This window comes from Bradyrhizobium sp. Cp5.3 (genome assembly GCF_000426265.1).
Lineage (GTDB): Bacteria > Pseudomonadota > Alphaproteobacteria > Rhizobiales > Xanthobacteraceae > Bradyrhizobium > Bradyrhizobium neotropicale.
Genome location: NZ_AUFA01000009.1, coordinates 326,799 through 345,358, shown reverse-complemented (window position 1 = coordinate 345,358; position 18,560 = coordinate 326,799). Strand labels below are relative to the sequence as shown.

The window sequence follows — 18,560 nt, the reverse complement described above, 5'->3', positions numbered from 1 at the left end:
TGACGGTGACTACGACTTCCTCCCGCCTCTGCTCAGCAGAAACACGCCCTGCTCGCCGAACAGATTCCACACCCACCAGGGCAGCCGCAGCCGGAGCGGGCGGCCATAGAGGTCGAGCGCCTCGGCGCGCTCCATCTTGACACCGATCGCATCGCAGAGCTCGACGAAATCCTTGATGGTGCAGAAGTGGATGTTGGTGGTATCGTACCAGGTCGCCGGCAGATTCTCCGTGCGCGGCATGTGACCGCCGATCAGGAGCTGCAAGCGCATCTTCCAGTAGCCGAAATTCGGGAACGACACGATCGCGCGATGGCCGATGCGGAGCAGGTTTTCCAGCACGACCCTCGGCTGCCGCGTCGCCTGCAGCGTCTGCGACAGGATCACATAGTCGAAGGCGTCATCGGGATAGTTGACGAGGTCGGTATCGGCATCGCCCTGCACCACCGCAAGCCCCTTGGCGACGCAGCGATTGACGCCCTCGCGCGACAGCTCGATGCCGCGTCCGTCGATGCCGCGGGTCTCCAGAAGCTGCAGCAGGTCGCCGTCGCCGCAACCGACGTCGAGCACTTTCGAGCCGGGCTTGACCATCTCGGCGACCAGGAGATGGTCGGCGCGATAGTAGCCGGAATGCTCAGTGACAACGCCGTTGAGAGGCAGCACTTCTTGCACGGACATGTCTCAATCGCCCTTGCTGGTGAGCCCGCGCGCTTTGCCTGCGGATTGCAGGAAGGCGCGCGAGATATCGAAGAATTCGGGCACGTCGAGCAGGAAGGCATCATGGCCGCGATCGGTCTCGATCTCGGCGAATGACACCCGCGCGCTCGACGCGTTCAACGCATGCACGAGCGCGCGCGATTCCGATGTCGGGAACAGCCAATCGCTGGTGAAGGAGACAACGCAGAAGCGGGTCTGGATGCCCGCGAACGCCTTCGCGAGCACGCCGTCATGATCAGCAGCGATGTCGAAATAATCCATCGCGCGCGTCAGATAGAGATAGCTATTGGCATCAAAGCGCTCGACGAAGGACGAGCCCTGGTAGCGCAGATAGCTCTCGACCTGGAAATCGGCGTCGAACGAGAAGGTCGGCAGCTCGCGATCCTGCATGCGACGACCGAACTTTCGATGCAGCGCCGCGTCGGACAGGTAGGTGATATGCGCGGCCATCCGCGCCACCGCGAGACCGCGATGCGGATGGATGCCGTGATCGGTGTAGCGGCCGTTGTGCCAGTCGGGATCGGCCATCACGGCCTGCCGGCCGAGCTCGTGGAAGGCGATGTTCTGCGCCGAGTGCCGTGTCGAGCAGGCGATCGCCAGCGCGGAGAACACGCGGCCAGGATAGGCCGCGGTCCACTGCAACACCTGCATGCCGCCCATCGAGCCGCCGACCACTGCGAACAGCGTGTCGATGCCGAGCCGGTCGATCAGCATGGCCTGCGCACGCACCATGTCGGGGATCGTGATGACCGGGAAATCCAGCCCCCACACCTTACCGGTCGCGGGATTGATTGAGGCCGGCCCGGTCGAGCCCATGCAGCCGCCAATCACATTGGCGCAGATGATGAAATATCGGCTCGGATCAAGCGGGCGGCCGGAGCCCACCAGGGTGTCCCACCAGCCCGGCTTGCCGGTGACGGGATGCACATTGGCGACATGCTGGTCGCCGGTCAGCGCATGGCAGATCAGAACGGCATTGGAGCGCTCTGCGTTGAGCTCACCATAGGTCTGGTAGGCGATCTGGAACGGCGAGAGATCGATGCCGCAATCGAGCGGCAGCGGCTGATTGGCGCCAAAATGCGCGACCTCCGAACTCGGATGATCCACCTCATGCGACCGGTCGTCGGCACTGATCGCGGGACTGGGAATCGACTTGACGCCAACCATCTCGACCTCATTTGCGATCAGCCCCTGCGGGCCGCCGCTGACATCAGGCCATAAAATACCCGGCCTGAACGATAGGTTCGGCCGGGATCGGATGCGTCCCCGGCCTGTTTAGCGAGTTTTTTAACGTGGCTGCAAGCCGGCCGGCTCAAATGACCACGGAACACGCAAAAACTACTGGCTCGGGCAGTTTTCGTCAAGTCGCGGTCCGGATTAACCAGATTCGTCTCTACGCCGTCAGCCGGATAGGCCGTCATTTCTCTTTGCTTTCGGCGCTCATCCTGCCTAATCAGGACCTTGACCGCAGCGGATCCGGCCTTGTCGATCCGGCCTTGCCGATCCGCTCTAGAACGCCTCTCAACAACACTGACAGATATGTCCCAACGTCCGCCCGCGCCACCATCGTTGCAGGAATTGCGCAAGGAGATCGATGCGATCGACGAGGGCGTGCATCGGCTGTTGATGCAGCGTGGCGACATCATCGACCGCCTGATCCAGGTCAAGCAGACCCAGGAGGTCGGCTCGGCGTTCCGGCCCGCGCGCGAGGCCAGCATGATGCGCAGCCTGGTCGAGCGCCATCGCGGTATCCTGCCGCTCGATACGGTCGAGAGCATCTGGCGCGTCATCATCTCGACCTTCACCTATGTCCAGGCGCCGTTCGCGGTGCACGCCGACGTCTCGGTGAGCGAGCCCGCGATGCGCGATTCCGCGCGCTTCCATTTCGGCTTCACCGTGCCTTACGTCGCGCATTTCAGCGCACAGGCAGCGGTCGAGGCGGTCGCGAAATCCAAGGGCGATCTGGCGCTGGTCTCGGCGACCTCCAGCCGCACCCCGTGGTGGCTCTCGCTGGAGGAGACGGGCGCGCCGAAGATCATTGCACGGCTGCCCTTCGTCGAGCGTGCCGACCATCCGGCGGCGCTCCCGGTGTTCGTGGTCTCGCGCGTCGCCGACAGCGCCATGGTGACGGAGGTCGAGACGTTCAGCGTGCGCGTGTCGGGCTGGAACGCCGAGATCGCGCGCGCCCTGTCGCCGCTCGCCGAGATCGTGGCGGTGCCCGACACCGCCTTCGACGGCGCAGCGCTGCTGATCTCGATCACTGCGGCAACCAACCTCGATAAGATCAAGGCAGCCCTGATCGATGCGGGGGCCTCCGTCCGCTCCACGGCCCTCGTCGGCAGCCACGCAACGCGCTATACGGTGCCCCCGACCGGGACGAAATCGTAGGCCACGGTCCGTCCCGCCCATCCGGAGTCCAAGATGTCCCGCCCCGTGCCGAACCCCGGCATTCTCGATATTGCGCCCTACACGCCCGGCAAGACGCCGGTGCCGGAGCCGGGCCGCAAGGTCTTCAAGCTGTCGGCCAACGAGACGCCGTTCGGGCCCTCGCCCAAGGCGATCGAGGCCTTCAAGCACGTGGCGACGCATCTGGAGGACTATCCCGAGGGCACCTCGCGCGTGCTGCGCGAGGCGATCGGCCGCTCCTTCGGCCTCGATCCCAGCCGCATCATCTGCGGCGCCGGCTCGGACGAGATCCTCAACCTGCTCGCCCACACCTATCTCAGTCACGGCGATGAGGCGATCTCGACCACTCACGGCTTCCTGGTCTACCCGATCGCCACCATGGCGAACGGAGCCAAGAATATCGTGGCGCCCGAGAAGGATCTCATCGCCGACGTCGACGCAATCCTGAAAGCCGTGACGCCGCGCACGAAGCTCGTCTGGCTCGCCAATCCCAACAACCCGACCGGCACCTATCTGCCGTTCGACGAGGTCAAGCGCCTGCGCGCGGGCCTGCCGCCGCACATCCTGCTCGTGCTCGACGCCGCCTATTGCGACTACGTTTCTCGTAACGACTATGAGATGGGGATCGAGCTCGTCGCCACGACCGAGAACACCGTGGTGACGCACACCTTCTCCAAGATCCACGGTCTCGCGGCGTTGCGCATCGGCTGGATGTTCGGCCCCGAGCACATCATCGATGCAGTCAACCGCATCCGCGGTCCTTTCAACGTCTCGACGCCGGCGATGTACGCCGCGGTCGCCGCGATCGAGGACACCGCGCATCAGGCGATGTCGAAGCAGTTCACCGAGACCTGGCGCAACTGGCTGACCGATGAGATCGGCAAGCTCGGGCTCAAGGTGACGCCGAGCGTCGCCAATTTCGTTCTGATCCATTTCCCGACCGACAAGGGCAAGACCTCGGACGACGCCGACGCCTTCCTGACCAAGCGGGGCCTGGTGCTGCGAGCGCTGAAGAACTATGGCCTGCCGCATTCACTGCGCATGACCATCGGCACCGAGGAGGCCAACCGCCTCGTGGTCGAGGCCTTGCGCGACTTCGTGGCCGGCAAATGAGCGCGCATCCGCACTTCCAGCGTGTCGCGCTGATCGGCTTCGGCCTGATCGGAGGCTCGATCGCGCGCGCTGCGAAGCTCCAGGGCCTGGCCGGTGAGATCGTCACCACCGCGCGTTCGGAAAAGACGCGCGCGCGGGTCGGCGAACTCGGCATCGTCGATGAGGTCGTAGCGACCAACGCGGAAGCCGTGAAGGATGCCGATCTCGTCATCCTCTGTATTCCCGTCGGCGCCTGCGGGCCGGTGGCGCAGGAGATCGCCGCGCATCTGAAACCGGGCGCGATCATCTCCGACGTCGGCTCGGTCAAGGGCGCCATCGTCAGGGACATGTCTCCGCATCTGCCGCAGGGCATTCATTTCATTCCCGCGCACCCCGTCGCGGGCACCGAGCATTCGGGTCCGGATTCCGGCTTCGCCGAGCTGTTCATCAACCGCTGGTGCATCCTCACTCCGCCCGAAGGCACCGACACCGCCGCCGTCGACCGGCTGCGCGGCTTCTGGGCCGCGCTCGGCGCCAAGGTCGAGGTGATGACGCCGGATCATCATGATCTCGTGCTCGCGATCACCAGCCATCTGCCGCATCTGATCGCCTACACCATCGTCGGCACCGCCGACGAGCTGGCGCAGGTGACGGAGTCCGAAGTGATCAAGTTCTCCGCCGGCGGCTTCCGCGACTTTACCCGTATCGCGGCCTCCGATCCGACGATGTGGCGCGACGTCTTCCTCGCCAACAAGGAAGCCGTGCTGGAAATGCTCGGCACCTTCAACGAGGACCTCGCAAAGCTCACCCGCGCGATCCGGCGCGGCGACGGCGAGGCGTTGTTCGACCATTTCACCCGCACCCGCGCGATCCGCCGCGGCATCGTCGAGATCGGCCAGGATTCGGCAGCAGCGGATTTCGGCCGGCCGCACGCGGCGCTCGACAAGAAATGACGAGCATGGGCCCAGCCGATCAGATCCGGCCGGGCCCACCTCAAAACGCGCAGCGCTCGCGGACGGAAGCAACACTATTTGCCCTTGGCTGCGTGCGGCATCGTGTGCCGCGGCGACTTCGGCATCAACGGCACGAACGCCATGGCATCCCGCGCGCCGCTGAGTGCGGCAGCGTGATCGCCATTCGGATACTGGGCTGCGAATGCGGCCGGCTCCTGCGACTGCCACTGCGCGAGCGCGGGCGTCGCAAATGCGGCCTGGATGGCAATGGCGGCAATGAACAGCTTGGTCTTCGTCATGGTGGTCTCTCCTGAACCGGCCGCTAGAGTGTGCGGCCGACGTGAAGAGAGACCGGACTTCGTGGCCTCGCATTCCCAGTGCGAGGCCGCATCGCCATCACGATGGCGCGAAGGCGCCGTGACCGCCCATCAGTAGAGCGGCGGGATCTGCCCGACCCTGATCGGGCCGAGCAGCACCGCGCCATCGGCGAAGCGCAAGGGGAAGCTGCGGGCCTTCTTGCCTTCCAGCGTGCTCTCGGTGCCGAGCGAATTGATGCCGGCGGCAAGCCCGACATTGGCGTTCTGCTTGACGACCTTGCCGAGGCCGGGAATGGCGCGGTCGAGCGCGCCGAGCAGATTATTCAGGTCCTGCGTCTTCACGCCCGGCGCGACGCGATCGAGCGTCGCTTGCGGCACGCCCTCCTCCAGCATCTTCTCGAGGCCGAGCGCCGGGATCACCCGCTCGAGGCCGGTCACCGTCATCTGCAATTCGCCATCGAGACGACCATTGGCGGAGAGGCCGAGCGTGCCAGCCGCGACCGCGATCATGTCGCCCTGCTGGATCCGCGACTGCACGATCTCGACATGGCCGCCGGCGGCCTGGAGCTCGCGGAAGCGCTGCGGCCACGGCTTCGGCGTGAGGTCGGAGAGCCCGGTGACCTTGGCCCGCACGTCGGCCTCGAACGGCTCGGCGAGCAGCGGATGAACGCCCTGGATGCTGCCTTGCGCGATCTGGAGCACGGTCTCGATGACCGGATGATCGCGCGACGATCCATCCGCGAGGCGGCCATGCAACTCGACCTGCTTTGCGCGCGCCATCGGCACTTGCACGGTGCCGTCAAGACGGTTGATGGCAGGATCTTCGAACACGATGGAGGCGCGCTCCGGCACGGCCGGCAAGCCGACCACGCTGCTGCGGCCCTTGCTCCAGTTCACCACGAACGAGGTCTGCGTGACCCCGTCGGTCAGCGTCGCAGGCGCCTTGAATTCGGCGATGACGAGCTTGGGATCATAGACCTGGGCGACCACCAGGATGTTGTCGAGCTTTGCCGTGAACGGCGTCTTGCTCGCGCTCTGCGACACCAGGGCGACGCTGGCGCCATTGCACTGGACCTCGAAGCGGAACGGGAAGCCCGCGATCGAGCGCTTGGCGCAATCATAGATACGGCCGGACTTGGCCTCCTGAGCGCGCCAGGCGTCGGCTGCTACCTCGGCCTGCGAGGCGGCATAGAACCAGAAGCCGCTCCAGGCAGCGGCGAGGATCAGGAGGAGGACGGGGGCAATGAAAAGGCCCCAACGGGAGCGCCGGCCTGCGGCAACGGTCATATCGGACATGCGGCGACCCTTTGACCACAGATTTTGGCAAATGTAAGCGGGGTTCGACCGCGGCGGAAGGCGGAGAATTCGCTTCGCTTGGGGACCCGGTTCTGATAGCCGTGCCCGAAATGTCGGAAATCACCCTCCCCTCCGCCACCACCGCCATGGGCGACCTCTGGGTGTTCGGCTACGGCTCGCTGATGTGGCGGCCGGGCTTCGAATTCGAGGAACGTGTCCCGGCGCGGCTGGTCGGAGAGCACCGCGCGCTCTGCGTCTATTCCTTCGTCCATCGCGGTACGCCGGAGAAGCCGGGCCTCGTGCTCGGGCTCGACCGCGGCGGCGCCTGCCGCGGCATCGCCTTCCGCGTCGCCGAAAAGAACCGTATCGACGTGGTCGCCTATTTGCGGGCACGCGAGCAGGTGACCTCGGTCTATCGCGAGGTGATGCGCTCGGTGTGGCTGGAAAACGATGCGCGGCAGCGCGTATCCGCGCTCACCTATGTCGTCGACCGCGGTCATGCGCAATATGCCGGCCGGCTGTCGCTTACCGAACAGCATCGCCACGTGCTCCAGGGCCACGGCCAGTCCGGCGCCAACCGCGACTACGTGACCGCGACGGTGAAGGCGATCGAGGCCGAAGGCTTTCGCGACACGCAGCTGCATCGGCTTGCGACGATGCTGCATGGTGATGCGCATGCCCTGCACGCGCCGCCTCCGGCCGAAGACCACGAAAATCGCTAGCCGCTCGTCGCCGCGTAGCTCGGCGCGGATCCGATCAGCTGCTCCTGCTCCTTGCGGCCAGCGTCGACGATGCGCCCGGTCGCGTCTTCGATGGTCGTTTGCACGCGGGAGAGAAACTCGTCCTTCGGCAGACCCGGGGGCAGCGGGTCGAGGAATTCGACCACCAGCGTGCCGGGATAACGCATGAAGGTACGGCGCGGCCAGAACAGGCCGGAGTTGAGCGCGATCGGCAGGCACTGCACGCCGCAGGCCGAATAGATCTGGGCGAAGCCGGTCTTGTAGTCGGGCGGTGCGCCGGGCGCACGGCGCGTGCCCTCGGGGAAGATCACGAGCTGGCAACCACTGCGCACGGCTTCGCGCGCCCGCCGTGTCATGTCCAGGAGCGCCTTGACGCCGGCGCCGCGGTCGATCGCAATCATGCCCGTCTTGATCAGGAATTGGCCGAACACCGGAATGTTCGTCAGCTGCCGCTTGAGGATGAAGATCGGCCGATCGAAGAACTGGAGGAGAGCGAACGTTTCCCAGAACGACTGATGCTTCGCCACGATCACCAGCGGCCCCTTCGGGATCTTCTCCTGCCCGCGGAATTCGACCTTGATGTTGCAGACCACCCGCATCAGGAACAGCGTCGCATTCGCCCACCATTTCGCAACCGTCAGCATGGCTCGGGGCGGCAATGCGAAGGTCGGCAGGGCCACGATCGCGAGGCACACCAGCACGGCGTAAAACAGCACGTTGAACAGGAGCGAGCGCAGGAAAATCAGGAACATCAACAATCCGATCAATTGGCCTGTGCGGTGGCGGGCCGCCTCGAGGGCTGGCCCGCAGGCTGCTCCGACACTTCGGGTGCAAGGTCAACCCCGAAATCCTCGAGCTGGACCCTGACCTCGGCCGCGATATATTTGACGTATTCCGACAGCAGCAGCCGCAGGGTCGAGGCCGAGGTCCACCACGGCTCCTCGCGCCATTTGTCGCCGACCACCGCGAACGGGATCAGCGCCGTCTCCGGCATCGCGTGCGAAAACTCCACCAGCGCCCGCGGCATGTGGTAATTCGAGGTGACCACGATCAGCGACTTGAAGCCGCGCTCCTGCGCCCAGCGCCGCGTCTCCGCCGCATTGCCGCGGGTCGAGACCGCGGTGCGGTCGAGATCGACGCAGCAATGCATGAAGGTCTGGTTCTCCGGCAGAGTCCGGGAGATGTCGCTCGCCGTGGAGGTCGGGTGCACGCCCGAAATCAGGAGCCGCCTGCCGTAGCCGGCGGCCAAAAGCTCCATCGCGTCCGAGACCCGCGAGGAGCCGCCGGTCAGAACCACGATGCCGTCAGCCTTGCGATCCGGCGCGAGCTCGGCACCGCGCAATTGCGACAGGAACGCGACGAAGCCCGCAGCCGCCGCCACGAAGGCGATCGCAACCGTCGACACGACGGTCGCGCGCAGCCAGCCGCGCGGCAGGTTCGGCGATCGATCGTCGGTCGGCGAGGTCATGCGATGTCGGTGATCCCTTCCCCGGCTGATTTTAAGACGTTTTGAGACGAAGTGGAGTCCGGTTTATTTGGCCTACGAACGCAAAGAATACTAGGCTGCGAACTCGATCCGCCTCTCCCCTTCTTGTGGGAGAGGGTGGCTCGCCGCGCAGCGGCGAGAGGGGTGAGGGGTCTCTCTCGGCGCAGGAATCTCGCGCAGTGAGTTGCGGGGCGAACCCCTCATCCGGCGCTTCGCGCCACCTTCTCCCACAATAAGGGGAGAAGGGAAAACGGCGATCTCAATCGACATCGTTCAGCGTCGCGAACAGCGTCTGGCGCGAGGCGACCGCGGTGATCGCGCCGATTGCAAGTGCCTGCACCGCGAGCACGACATAGCCGGACGGCCGCAGCGAGAACGTGCCGAGCAGCGCCGCGAACTGGTCGCCGACCGGGGTACCGGAGAACCAGCCGGCGATCGACTCGGAGAAGCCGAACACCAGCATGGCGACGCCGCCACCGATCACTCCGCCCTCGAGGCCTAAGCGGAGGAAATGGCGCAGGAAGCGGTTGGCGATATAGCGGTCGCCGGCACCGACAAAGTGCAGGACCTCGACGATCGGGCGGTTCGCCGCCATCGCGCCCCGGGTCGCGAACGACACCGAGATGATGGTCGCGACGATCACGAGCGCGAGGATGCCGAGGCCCGCGAGCACGGTCGCATTGGTCATCGAGCGCATCCGCTCGATCCAGGCACGGTGATCGTCGACACTCGCGCTTGGGGCCACCTGCGTCACGCGAGCGCGCAAGGCGGCGAGGTCGAGCGACGTGCCCGGCTGCACGCGGGCGATGATCATGCGCGGCACCGGCAGATCGTCCATCGACAGGCCGGTGCCGAGCCAGGGCTCGAGCAGCTTGCCGGATTCCTCCTTGCTGAACGGCTTGACCTCGACGATGCCGGCTTGCGCGCGCATCGCCTCGGTAACCGCGACGGTATCGCGCTCGATGTCGCGCCCAGCCTGCGGGCGGACCTGGATGGTGATTTCGCTCGCCACATCCGACTGCCATTCCGCCGCCGAGGCGCTGACCAGCAGCACCGTGCCTGTCGTCATCGAGGCGAGGAAGGTCATGATGGCGACGACGGCCACCAGCGCGCGGCCGTGGATCGAGGCACGCGGCACGATCGGCGACATGTTGCGCGCCTTGGCCGGCAGCGGCGGACGCTCCTGCCCGAGGTCGACCAGCACGCCGCGGTCATCGGTCCTACTCATAGACGTGCAACCGTCCCTGGTGCAGCACCAGCCGCCGCGCCTCGTACTGGTCCATCAGGCCGATGTCGTGGGTGGCGATGATGACGGCGGTGCCGGACTTGTTGAGCTCGATGAAAAGGCGCAGCAGACGGCGCCCGAGCGTCGGATCGACGCTGCCGGTCGGCTCGTCCGCGAGCAGGAGCTGCGGCCGCGAGATCACCGCGCGCGCGATCGCCGCGCGCTGCTTCTCACCGCCGGACAGGATCGGCGGCAGCGCGTCCATGCGGTCGCCGAGTCCCACCCAGCGCAGGAGATCGATGACCTCCTTGCGGTAGCTCGATTCACTGCGGCCCATCACGCGGAACGGCAGCGCCACGTTCTCATAGGTCGTCATATGGTCGAGCAGGCGGAAATCCTGAAGCACGATGCCGATGCGCTTGCGCAAGTCCGCGATCTCGTCCTTGCCGAGTTGCGAGATGTCATGGCCGAACAGGTTGATCAGGCCGCGCGTCGGCCGATGCGACAAGAACAACAGACGCAGCAGCGAGGTCTTGCCGGCGCCGGACGGGCCGGTGAGAAACTGAAAGGAATGCGCCGGAATCTGGAAGCTCAGGTCGCGCAGGATCTCCGGCCCCAGACCGTAACGCAGTCCGACATTTTCGAACCGAACCAAGCTCAGCTCCGTTCGAGAGGGGACGTGGCACGCACCGCGAGGTTTCGCCGCACGCCTGGGAAAGGTTTTGCGGCCGTTATGGTTTCCGGTTCGTTAACGGTCGCCTTGTAGCATTCAAGGTGCCCGGTTTCGCACGATCGGGTCATCGCCGAGGCTGGTCCATGCACATCGTCTGTCCCCATTGTACGACATCCTATGCCATCAAGCTTGCGAGCCTGGGGGCCAATGGACGGACGGTACGCTGCTCCCGCTGCAAGGAGACCTGGGTGGCGCATCCCGAGGACGCCATCGAGGAGGCTCCGATCCCGGCCATGGCCGCGGCAAACCAGGCCGACGATCAGTCCGACCTCGCCGAACAGTGGAACTCCTACGCCAGGGACGATGGCGCGGCCGATACGCCCGTGATTGACAGCCCCTCGATCGCCAGCGACTGGCCGGATGGGAACGCTGGACAGACCGAGGACGACTGGTCTGAGGCGGCCCTCTCCGCCGAAGAGGACGGGGCCCAGCACCAGTCCTGGTTCCGCGGCCTGTTCCGCCGGCGCATGGCGCGAGTAAGCCGCCCGGCCGCAAGCCCAGTTCCGCGAAAATCCTATTTCGGCCTGCCGACCGCCTGCGCCGCCATGGGCGCGCTGGTCGTGGCCCTGGTGGTCTGGCGCGCCGACATGGTGCGCCTGCTGCCGCAAACGGCCGCCTTCTACAGGACTGTCGGCTTCGACGTGAACCTGCGCGGGCTGGCCTTCAAGGACGTCAAGCTCTCCAGCGAGACCGTGGACGGCAAGCAGGTGCTGGTGATCGAGGGCGTGATCGTCGGCGAGGGCAACAGGAAGGCGCTCGAGATTCCGCGGCTGCGCTTCGCCGTGCGTGACGCGCAAGGCGCCGAGATCTATGCCTGGAATACGGTGCTGGAGCAGACGGTGCTGCGGCCGGGCGAGCGCGCCTTCTTCAAGTCGCGCCTGGCCTCGCCGCCGCCCGAGGGCCGCAATATCGATGTTCGCTTCTTCAACCGGCGCGACGTGGCCGGCGGCAGCGTATGATCGGCGCCGCGGGGTCCCGCACGGGAGGTCAGGTCCCATGCCAAAAGTTCTGATCGCCGACGACGAGGAGTCCATGCGCACGCTGGTCGCGCGCGCCATCGCGATGGACGGCCACCAGACCGTCACCGCACAGGACGGCGCCGAGGCGCTGGAGATCCTGATCCGCGAGGACGGCGCCTTCGACCTGCTGCTCACCGACATCCAGATGCCGGTGATGGACGGCATCGCGCTCGCGCTCTCAGTCGCACGCGATTTCCCCGATCTGACCATTCTGCTGATGACCGGATTTGCCGACCAGCGCGAACGCGCCTCGAACCTCAATGCGCTGGTGCATGACGTCGTGACAAAACCGTTCTCGATCGCCGACATCCGCACGGCCGTCGCCGACGCGCTGGCGGCGAAGAAGGGGTAGCGGCGCGGCAAAGCACTGTCGCTGTCATTCCCCGCGAAAGCCGCGAAGCCGGTACGCCGCGGCTTCTCAATGACCTACCGACGACGCGGAGTACTGGATCGCCCGATTAAATCGGGCGATGACATCGAGTGTGTGGGACGCAAAACGCCCAATCGCACGCCGTCCTTAAGCGAAGCGATGCTGGGGCCACAAATCGCGCCTCAAAAATCCTTCAGCAGCCGCTCGAGGTAATCGAGCTCGATCTGCGGGCGCGATTGGTCGCCGAGGCGGCGGCGGAGCTCTTCGAGGATGCGGCGGACGCGCTGGACGTCGATCTCGCCGGGAATCTTCACCGTATAGTCGTCGCCGAATTCGCGGCCGTGCAGGGGCCGGCCGAGCGGATCGGTCTGATTGCCGCCGCTCTGCTGCCGGCCGACTCGATTGCCGGGACCGTCGCCCTGGCCATCGCCATCGCCCTGCTGCATCGCCTCGGCCATCTTCTGCGCACCCTTGCGCAGCGCGTCCAGCGCCTTGCCCTGGGAATCCACGGCACCGTCGGCATTGCCTTCGCCGAGCTTCGAGCCGGCATCGCCCATGGCGCTATCGGCGGAATCCAGGCCGTTGTCGTCGTCGCCCTGATCACCGTCCTGGTCGCCGTCTTGTCCCTGCTGACCCTGGCCCTTTTGTCCCTGTTCGCCCTGCTGGCCGCGCTGTCCCTTCTGGCCGTTCTGCGACAGACCGCGCTTGGCGAGCTCGTCCTGAAGCTTTTTCAGACGGTCGCGCAGCGCCTGCTGGTCCTGCTGGAGGTCGGACATCGACTGGTCGCCCTGCTGCTTGCCGCGCATGCGGTCGCGCCGGGAGTCCTGCCCCTGCTTGAAGGTCTTGTCGCGCAGTTGCTGCTGCTTGCGGATCATGTCGCCGAGCTCGTTGAGCGCCTGCTCCATGTCGCTCTCGCCGGACTGCCCCGGCTGCGCCATCTGCAAGCCCTCCAGCATCTGCTGGAGTTGGTCGAGCAATTGCTTGGCCGCGTCCTTGTCGCCGGAGCGCGACAGGCGCTCCATGCGGTCGATCATGTTGTTGAGGTCCTGCTGGCGCAGGATTTTGGTGTTGGGATCAAGAGGCCGGGCAAGCTGCTGCGGATTGTTGCGGAACTGCTCGGCGAGCTGGCGCATGAAATTGTCCAGCGCCTGGCGCAGGTCCTGCGTGAGCTTCTTGATCTCCTCGTCGCTGGCGCCGCGCTCCAGGGCCTGCTTCAGCGCGTCCTGCGCCGCGCGCAGCGCCTTGTCGACATCGCTGATGTTGCCGTCCTCGATCGTCACCGCGAGCGCCCACAGGCTCGCCACGACCTCGCGCAGAGCATCGTCGGTGCGCGCCGCCTCGAGCTGCCGCGCGACGCTGTGGAGGCCGAGATACTGCCCCGCCTCTGGCGTGAACAATTCAGGCGCAATCATCAGCGCGTCGAGCGCGGCGTAGACATCGGCATTCTTGTCGGCGTCGAGCGCGAGGATGCGGCGCTGCTCGATCAACGCGCGCGCGAGCGGCTTGGTGAACAGCCGCTCCGGCAGGCGCATGTTGAAGGGCTCGCTTTTCGCCTCGTTGCCAGCCTCGTCCTTGGCGGTCAGCGTGAGCGCGACGTCCGCGCCGGCGTAAGGATCTTCGCTGAGGTCCTTCACGGTCTGGCCGACGCCATTACGTGTGCGCGCGTTCGGCAGCACCAGGGCGAATTGCGGCGGCTGGAACAGCGGCCGTGCCGCCTTGGCATCGCCGTCCTTGGTGCCGTCCCTGGCACTCTCCTTGGCGTCGGCGGGACGCAGGGCGAACTGCGCCTCGGCGCCGGTGACGCCGTAATCGTCTTCGATCTTGTAGGCGAGTTGCAGAGCGCCACGCGCCTGGCGCTCCGGATCCTTGGCGAGTGCGATCGTCGGCGGGCGGTCCGGCGTCGCAGTGAAGGTCCATTGCGGCTGGCCCGAGGGCGCGCGGACATGTGCGGTGCCGTCACCGGTGATGGTGAAGTGCTTCTCGTTTGTACCCTTGGGCGCAGCCTCCGTGGGAGCGGCCTCCTTGAGGCCGCCGGAGACGGCGACATCCAGGCTGCCGCCGGAGGAGCGCACGATCAGTGTCGAGCCGGCGGGAACGGCAAGCGGGCCGCTCGCCGGGAGTGCGGCGGCTTCCTTGTTGGCAGCCGACAGGATCACCGGCGGCTTGGCCGTATAGACCGGCGGGGTGACCCAGGCGTCGACGCGGACATTGGTCGGCGCCAGCACGCCGTTCCAGTCGAAGGCTGCGCCTAACCGCAGGGCGCGCTCGTCGCCCGCGGCGAAGAAGGTCGCCACCAGCATCACCATCACCAGCGCGCGCAGCGCCCAGGGATCATGGATGACTAGGCGCGGATGCGGCAAACCGGCGCGGATGCGCTTGAGCGAGGCCAGCGTGCGCTCGCGCTGGGCCTGCCACAGCGCCTGCGCGACCGGATCCTGCGAGGTCAGCGTGTCGGTGAGCGTGGTAGCCGGACGGTGACGGATGCCTGAACCGCGGTCGAGCCGGCTCAGGGCCTGCTCGCGGGTCGGCCAGCGGAAGCGAATCAGCGGGAACAGGGCCGCAGCCGCAAGGCCTGCGAAGACAGCGAGACCGATCGCGCGGGCCACCGAGGGCAAAGCCAGCCAGAGTCCGGCCCAGGACACCACCAAGAACAACCCGGCAACGGTCAGCACGCGCGCCAGATGCGGCCAGGCGCGCTCCCAAGCGATCGCATATGTGGCCCGTTGCAGGGCCTGCGCCAGCTTCAGCCGCGACAGAGCGTCGCCATCGCGGATCGGGTCTGACGGGTCGGGGGTGACGCCGTTCAATCAACTCTCCAGGTTGCCCGGTGAGAGAAGCGTATCACAACGGCAGCACTGAGGCATCCGTTCCTGTACGGGACCCACCCCATTTGCCGCATAACACGAGGACGTGACTGGCCCGGCGCCCCCCCGTAATTTCCGCGGCGCCATCGAGGAAGACGAGAAGGAAACGTCATGGACAAGAAGATGCACGACAAGGGCCTGGAAGTTCGCAAAGCGGTGCTGGGCGAGGCCTATGTCAACAACACCCTCAAGAACGTCGACGACTTCAACCGTCCGTTCCAGGAGATGCTCAACGAATATTGCTGGGGCACGGTGTGGGGCCGCGAGGAACTGCCGCGCAAGACCCGCAGCATGCTCAACATCGCGATGATCGCGATCCTCAACCGCCAGCACGAATTCCGCGCGCATCTGAAGGGGGCGCTGACCAACGGCGTCAGCCGCGACGAGATCCGCGAGATTCTGATGCAAGTCGCGATCTATGGCGGCATGCCGGCGGCGGTCGACAGCTTCCGGATCGCACGCGAGGTGTTCGCGGAGATCGATGAGAAGGCGTGAGGCGGCAAGAGTGAGGGGAGGCACAATCCTCCAACCGTCGTCCTGGCTTTCGCCAGGACGACACCGAGGGTGTGGCGCGCAGCCCCGCTTCAACAACGAACAACAACCAACAAGGAAACACCATGGACATCGGATTCATCGGCCTCGGAAACATGGGTTTCCCAATGGCGCGGCGGCTGATCGAGGCGGGGCATCGGCTCGTCGTATTCGACACGCGCAAGGAGGTCGTCGACAAGGTCGTGGCGCGCGGCGCAACGGCGGCGACGTCGCCGAAGGATGTCGCCGACCAGGTCGAGACCGTGATGGCGAGCCTGCCCTCGCTGCAGGCGTCACTCGCGGTCGCCACGGGGTCGAGCGGCGTGATCGAAGGCCAGCGCGTCAAGCGCTTCGTTGATCTGTCGACCGTCGGCTCGCAGATGGCGGCGAAGATTCACGCCCTGCTCGCGGCGCGCAACATCGTGCAGATCGACAGCCCCGTTTCCGGCGGTGTCGGCGGCGCGGAGAAGGGCACGCTGGCGGTGATGGTGTCGGGACCGAAAGCGGAGTTCGAGACGATCAAGGCTGCGCTCGGCGTGATCGGCAAGGTGTTCTTCATCGGCGAGAAGCCGGGCGCGGCGCAGACCATGAAGCTCGCCAACAATTTCCTCTCCGCGACCGCGATCGTGGCGACCTCGGAAGCCGTCGTGATGGGCGTGAAGGCCGGGCTCGATCCCGCCGTGATGATCGACGTCATCAATGCCGGCTCCGGCATGAACACTGCGAGCCGGGACAAATTTCCGCGCTCGGTGCTGCCGCGAACTTTCGACTTCGGTTTCGCCACCGGATTGATGGTGAAGGACGTGCGGCTCGCGCTTGAGGAGATGAAGCAGCTCGGCCTGTCGATGGAGGTCGCGGATGCAGTCGGCCGCCTGTGGGAAACCGTGATCAGCGCCGAGGGCCCCGATTCCGATTTCACCGCGGCGATCAAGCCGATCGAGAAGAAGGCGGGGGTTGTGGTTGGCGGCGCGAAGGGGGGATTGGCGGGGAAGTAGTTTTCGGGCGCAACGCCCTCCCCGCGTCGTCCTGGACAAGCGAGCGCTTGGCAACGCGTAGCGTTGTCCAATAGCGAGCACTGATCCAGGACCCATAATCACAGGGAGGAGTTTGGCGAAGACTCGTGGTTACCAGCTTCGCGCCACAACCACTCCCTGGGGTAATGGATCCTGGCTTGCGCCAGGACGACAGCGAAGAGGGGCGCGGCCGTGCCGCCCCTCACCTCGTGATCACAGCCACGGCGCCGGCTTGTCCATCGCGATCAGCTGCTCGACCTCGAGGCGGGGGCGCACCACGGCGTACTGGTCGTCCTTCACCAGCACCTCCGGCACCAGCGGCCGCGTGTTGTAGGTGCCGGCCTGCACGGCGCCATAGGCGCCGGCGGTCATGATGGCGAGGAGGTCGCCTGGCTTCGGCGTCGGCAGCGTGCGGTCGAGGGCGAGATAGTCGCCGGTCTCGCAGACCGGGCCGACGACGTCGGCCATGATCGTCTGAGCGCCCTTGGCGGGCTGCATCACCGGTAGGATGTCGTGATGCGCCTCATACAGCGTCGGGCGGATCAGGTCGTTCATCGCGGCATCGATGATGACGAAGTTCTTGCCGTCGCCGTGCTTCACATAGATCACCTTGGTGACCAGGATGCCGGCGTTGCCGACGATCATGCGGCCCGGCTCGAACATCAGCGTGCAGCCGAGATTGTGGGTGACGCGCTTGACCATGGCGGCATAGGCGTCGGGCGCCGGCGGTGCCTCGCGGTCCATGTAATAGGGAATGCCGAGGCCGCCGCCGAAATCGACATGGGAGATGTTGTGGCCGTCGGCGCGGAGCGTCTGCACGAACTCGGCGAGGATGCGGAACGCGGTCTCCATGTTGGAGAGATCGGTGATCTGGCTGCCGATATGCACGTCGGTGCCGGTCACCTCGATGCCCGGAAGCTTCGCCGCCCGCGCGTAGACTTCGCGGGCATGCGCGATCGGGATGCCGAACTTGTTCTCGGATTTGCCGGTGGAGATCTTTGCGTGCGTGCCGGCATCGACGTCCGGATTGACGCGAATGGAGATGCGCGCGGTCCTGCCCGTCTCGGTCGCAAGGCGCGACAGCAGCTCGAGCTCGGGCTCGGATTCGACGTTGATGCAGAGGATGTCGGCGGCGAGCGCGGCGCGCAGCTCTTCTTCCGTCTTGCCGACCCCCGAGAACAGGATCTTGCTGCCAGGAATGCCTGCGGCCAGCGCGCGCTTCAACTCGCCGCCCGAGACGACGTCAGCGCCGGCGCCGAGCTTTGCCAGGGTGCGCAGCACCGACTGGTTGGAGTTGGCCTTCATGGCGTAGCAGACCAGCACCTTCTCGCCGGCAAAGGCCTCGGTGAAGACGCGATAGTGGCGCTCGAGCGTCGCGGTCGAATAGCAATAGAAGGGCGTGCCGACGGTCGCGGCAAGCTCGGACAGATTCACCGCCTCGGCGTGCAGCACGCCGTTGCGGTAGTCGAAATGGTTCATGGCGTTGGCTCAGTTACCCCAGCTCATCGGCTGGGCTTTTCGTCCAGGAGCGGGTCGAGAACAAACGGTCGTTTCTTGCCCTTGGCCGCCGCCGGCGCGGCGTCCGCGCCGTAGGTGGGATTGAAGACGCTCGGCGTCCTCTGGGCTTCGATCTCGGTGTCCGTCGGCGCAGCGCTCGCCGTGGGCGCATTTGAGGCGGTCGGCGGCAGGTCGAGCGGACCCTTGCGGCCGCAGCCGGCAAGCGCGAGCGCCGTCAGGCTAAGGACAATGATGGCCCACCCCGAGCCGGCCGGGCGAAACTTTGACGTCACGACGAGATCCC

The 18,560-nt window shown here is 66.0% G+C and carries 19 protein-coding genes and 1 riboswitch; of the genes, 8 read left to right on the top strand and 11 right to left on the bottom strand.

Features of this window, described 5'->3' with window-relative positions; genetic code table 11:
• Positions 1 to 9 precede the first annotated feature (9 nt).
• Positions 10 to 675: a methionine biosynthesis protein MetW gene (gene metW / locus K289_RS0115670; protein WP_027552398.1), complete on the bottom strand. Its 666-nt coding sequence runs from the start codon at positions 673 to 675 to the stop codon at positions 10 to 12.
• A 3-nt stretch (positions 676 to 678) separates the two neighbouring features.
• Positions 679 to 1,881, bottom strand: coding sequence for a homoserine O-acetyltransferase (locus K289_RS0115665; RefSeq protein WP_027552397.1), 1,203 nt, complete (start codon positions 1,879 to 1,881; stop codon positions 679 to 681).
• An 87-nt stretch (positions 1,882 to 1,968) separates the two neighbouring features.
• Positions 1,969 to 2,048: riboswitch (SAM riboswitch) on the bottom strand.
• 205 nt (positions 2,049 to 2,253) lie between these two features.
• Here K289_RS0115665 and K289_RS0115660 point away from each other — a divergent pair.
• From K289_RS0115660 to K289_RS0115650, 3 genes are read left to right on the top strand one after another with little or no spacing between them, the layout of a single operon-like run.
• Positions 2,254 to 3,102, top strand: coding sequence for a chorismate mutase (locus tag K289_RS0115660; protein WP_027552396.1), 849 nt, complete (start codon positions 2,254 to 2,256; stop codon positions 3,100 to 3,102).
• A gap of 33 nt (positions 3,103 to 3,135) precedes the next feature.
• Entirely contained in the window at positions 3,136 to 4,233 is a 1,098-nt protein-coding gene (gene hisC / locus K289_RS0115655) for a histidinol-phosphate transaminase (protein WP_027552395.1), read from the top strand.
• Positions 4,230 to 5,165, top strand: coding sequence for a prephenate/arogenate dehydrogenase family protein (locus K289_RS0115650; RefSeq protein ID WP_027552394.1), 936 nt, complete (start codon positions 4,230 to 4,232; stop codon positions 5,163 to 5,165). Before hisC ends, K289_RS0115650 begins: the two co-directional genes overlap by 4 nt.
• Positions 5,166 to 5,239: 74 nt before the next feature.
• On the opposite strand, the gene K289_RS0115645 is transcribed toward K289_RS0115650, so the two are convergent.
• Together K289_RS0115645 and K289_RS0115640 are read right to left on the bottom strand one after the other, a co-directional pair.
• Complete coding sequence (locus tag K289_RS0115645; RefSeq protein WP_027552393.1) at positions 5,240 to 5,464, bottom strand: hypothetical protein; 225 nt, start codon at positions 5,462 to 5,464, stop codon at positions 5,240 to 5,242.
• Positions 5,465 to 5,593: 129 nt separating this feature from the next.
• The gene (locus K289_RS0115640; protein WP_027552392.1) at positions 5,594 to 6,778 is read right to left on the bottom strand and encodes a DUF2125 domain-containing protein; all 1,185 of its coding nucleotides are present in this window, start codon (positions 6,776 to 6,778) and stop codon (positions 5,594 to 5,596) included.
• A gap of 110 nt (positions 6,779 to 6,888) precedes the next feature.
• Between K289_RS0115640 and K289_RS0115635 the strand changes: the two genes are divergently transcribed.
• Complete coding sequence (locus tag K289_RS0115635) at positions 6,889 to 7,500, top strand: gamma-glutamylcyclotransferase (RefSeq protein WP_027552391.1); 612 nt, start codon at positions 6,889 to 6,891, stop codon at positions 7,498 to 7,500.
• On the opposite strand, the gene K289_RS0115630 is transcribed toward K289_RS0115635, so the two are convergent.
• From K289_RS0115630 to ftsE, 4 genes are all read right to left on the bottom strand, one after another.
• Positions 7,497 to 8,270 carry a 1-acyl-sn-glycerol-3-phosphate acyltransferase gene (locus tag K289_RS0115630; protein WP_027552390.1) on the bottom strand — a complete coding sequence of 258 codons (774 nt, stop codon included), beginning with the start codon at positions 8,268 to 8,270 and terminating at the stop codon, positions 7,497 to 7,499. The genes K289_RS0115635 and K289_RS0115630 overlap by 4 nt on opposite strands.
• An 11-nt stretch (positions 8,271 to 8,281) precedes the next feature.
• The gene (locus K289_RS0115625) at positions 8,282 to 8,986 is read right to left on the bottom strand and encodes a YdcF family protein (RefSeq protein WP_027552389.1); all 705 of its coding nucleotides are present in this window, start codon (positions 8,984 to 8,986) and stop codon (positions 8,282 to 8,284) included.
• A gap of 277 nt (positions 8,987 to 9,263) precedes the next feature.
• Entirely contained in the window at positions 9,264 to 10,232 is a 969-nt protein-coding gene (locus K289_RS0115620) for an ABC transporter permease (RefSeq protein WP_027552388.1), read from the bottom strand.
• Positions 10,225 to 10,884, bottom strand: coding sequence for a cell division ATP-binding protein FtsE (gene ftsE / locus K289_RS0115615; protein ID WP_027552387.1), 660 nt, complete (start codon positions 10,882 to 10,884; stop codon positions 10,225 to 10,227). The genes K289_RS0115620 and ftsE overlap by 8 nt, the downstream gene beginning before the upstream one ends.
• Positions 10,885 to 11,045: 161 nt before the next feature.
• On the opposite strand from ftsE, the gene K289_RS0115610 reads away from it, so the two are divergent.
• Complete coding sequence (locus K289_RS0115610; RefSeq protein ID WP_027552386.1) at positions 11,046 to 11,921, top strand: MJ0042-type zinc finger domain-containing protein; 876 nt, start codon at positions 11,046 to 11,048, stop codon at positions 11,919 to 11,921.
• A 37-nt stretch (positions 11,922 to 11,958) separates the two neighbouring features.
• A complete protein-coding gene (locus tag K289_RS0115605; RefSeq protein WP_027552385.1) occupies positions 11,959 to 12,333 on the top strand; it encodes a response regulator in 375 nt (124 codons plus the stop codon).
• Between the two features lie 200 nt (positions 12,334 to 12,533).
• Here K289_RS0115605 and K289_RS0115600 read toward each other — a convergent pair whose 3' ends face one another.
• On the bottom strand, positions 12,534 to 15,158 hold the full coding sequence (locus K289_RS0115600; protein WP_027552384.1) for a TIGR02302 family protein: 2,625 nt from the start codon (positions 15,156 to 15,158) through the stop codon (positions 12,534 to 12,536).
• Positions 15,159 to 15,326: 168 nt separating this feature from the next.
• Between K289_RS0115600 and K289_RS0115595 the strand changes: the two genes are divergently transcribed.
• On the top strand, positions 15,327 to 15,710 hold the full coding sequence (locus K289_RS0115595; protein ID WP_027552383.1) for a carboxymuconolactone decarboxylase family protein: 384 nt from the start codon (positions 15,327 to 15,329) through the stop codon (positions 15,708 to 15,710).
• 122 nt (positions 15,711 to 15,832) lie between these two features.
• On the top strand, positions 15,833 to 16,741 hold the full coding sequence (locus K289_RS0115590; protein WP_027552382.1) for an NAD(P)-dependent oxidoreductase: 909 nt from the start codon (positions 15,833 to 15,835) through the stop codon (positions 16,739 to 16,741).
• 231 nt (positions 16,742 to 16,972) lie between these two features.
• Here K289_RS0115590 and lysA read toward each other — a convergent pair whose 3' ends face one another.
• Together lysA and K289_RS0115580 are read right to left on the bottom strand one after the other, a co-directional pair.
• Positions 16,973 to 18,238, bottom strand: coding sequence for a diaminopimelate decarboxylase (gene lysA, locus K289_RS0115585; protein ID WP_027552381.1), 1,266 nt, complete (start codon positions 18,236 to 18,238; stop codon positions 16,973 to 16,975).
• 23 nt (positions 18,239 to 18,261) lie between these two features.
• Positions 18,262 to 18,549 carry a lipoprotein gene (locus K289_RS0115580; RefSeq protein WP_027552380.1) on the bottom strand — a complete coding sequence of 96 codons (288 nt, stop codon included), beginning with the start codon at positions 18,547 to 18,549 and terminating at the stop codon, positions 18,262 to 18,264.
• Between the last annotated feature and the right edge of the window lie 11 nt (positions 18,550 to 18,560).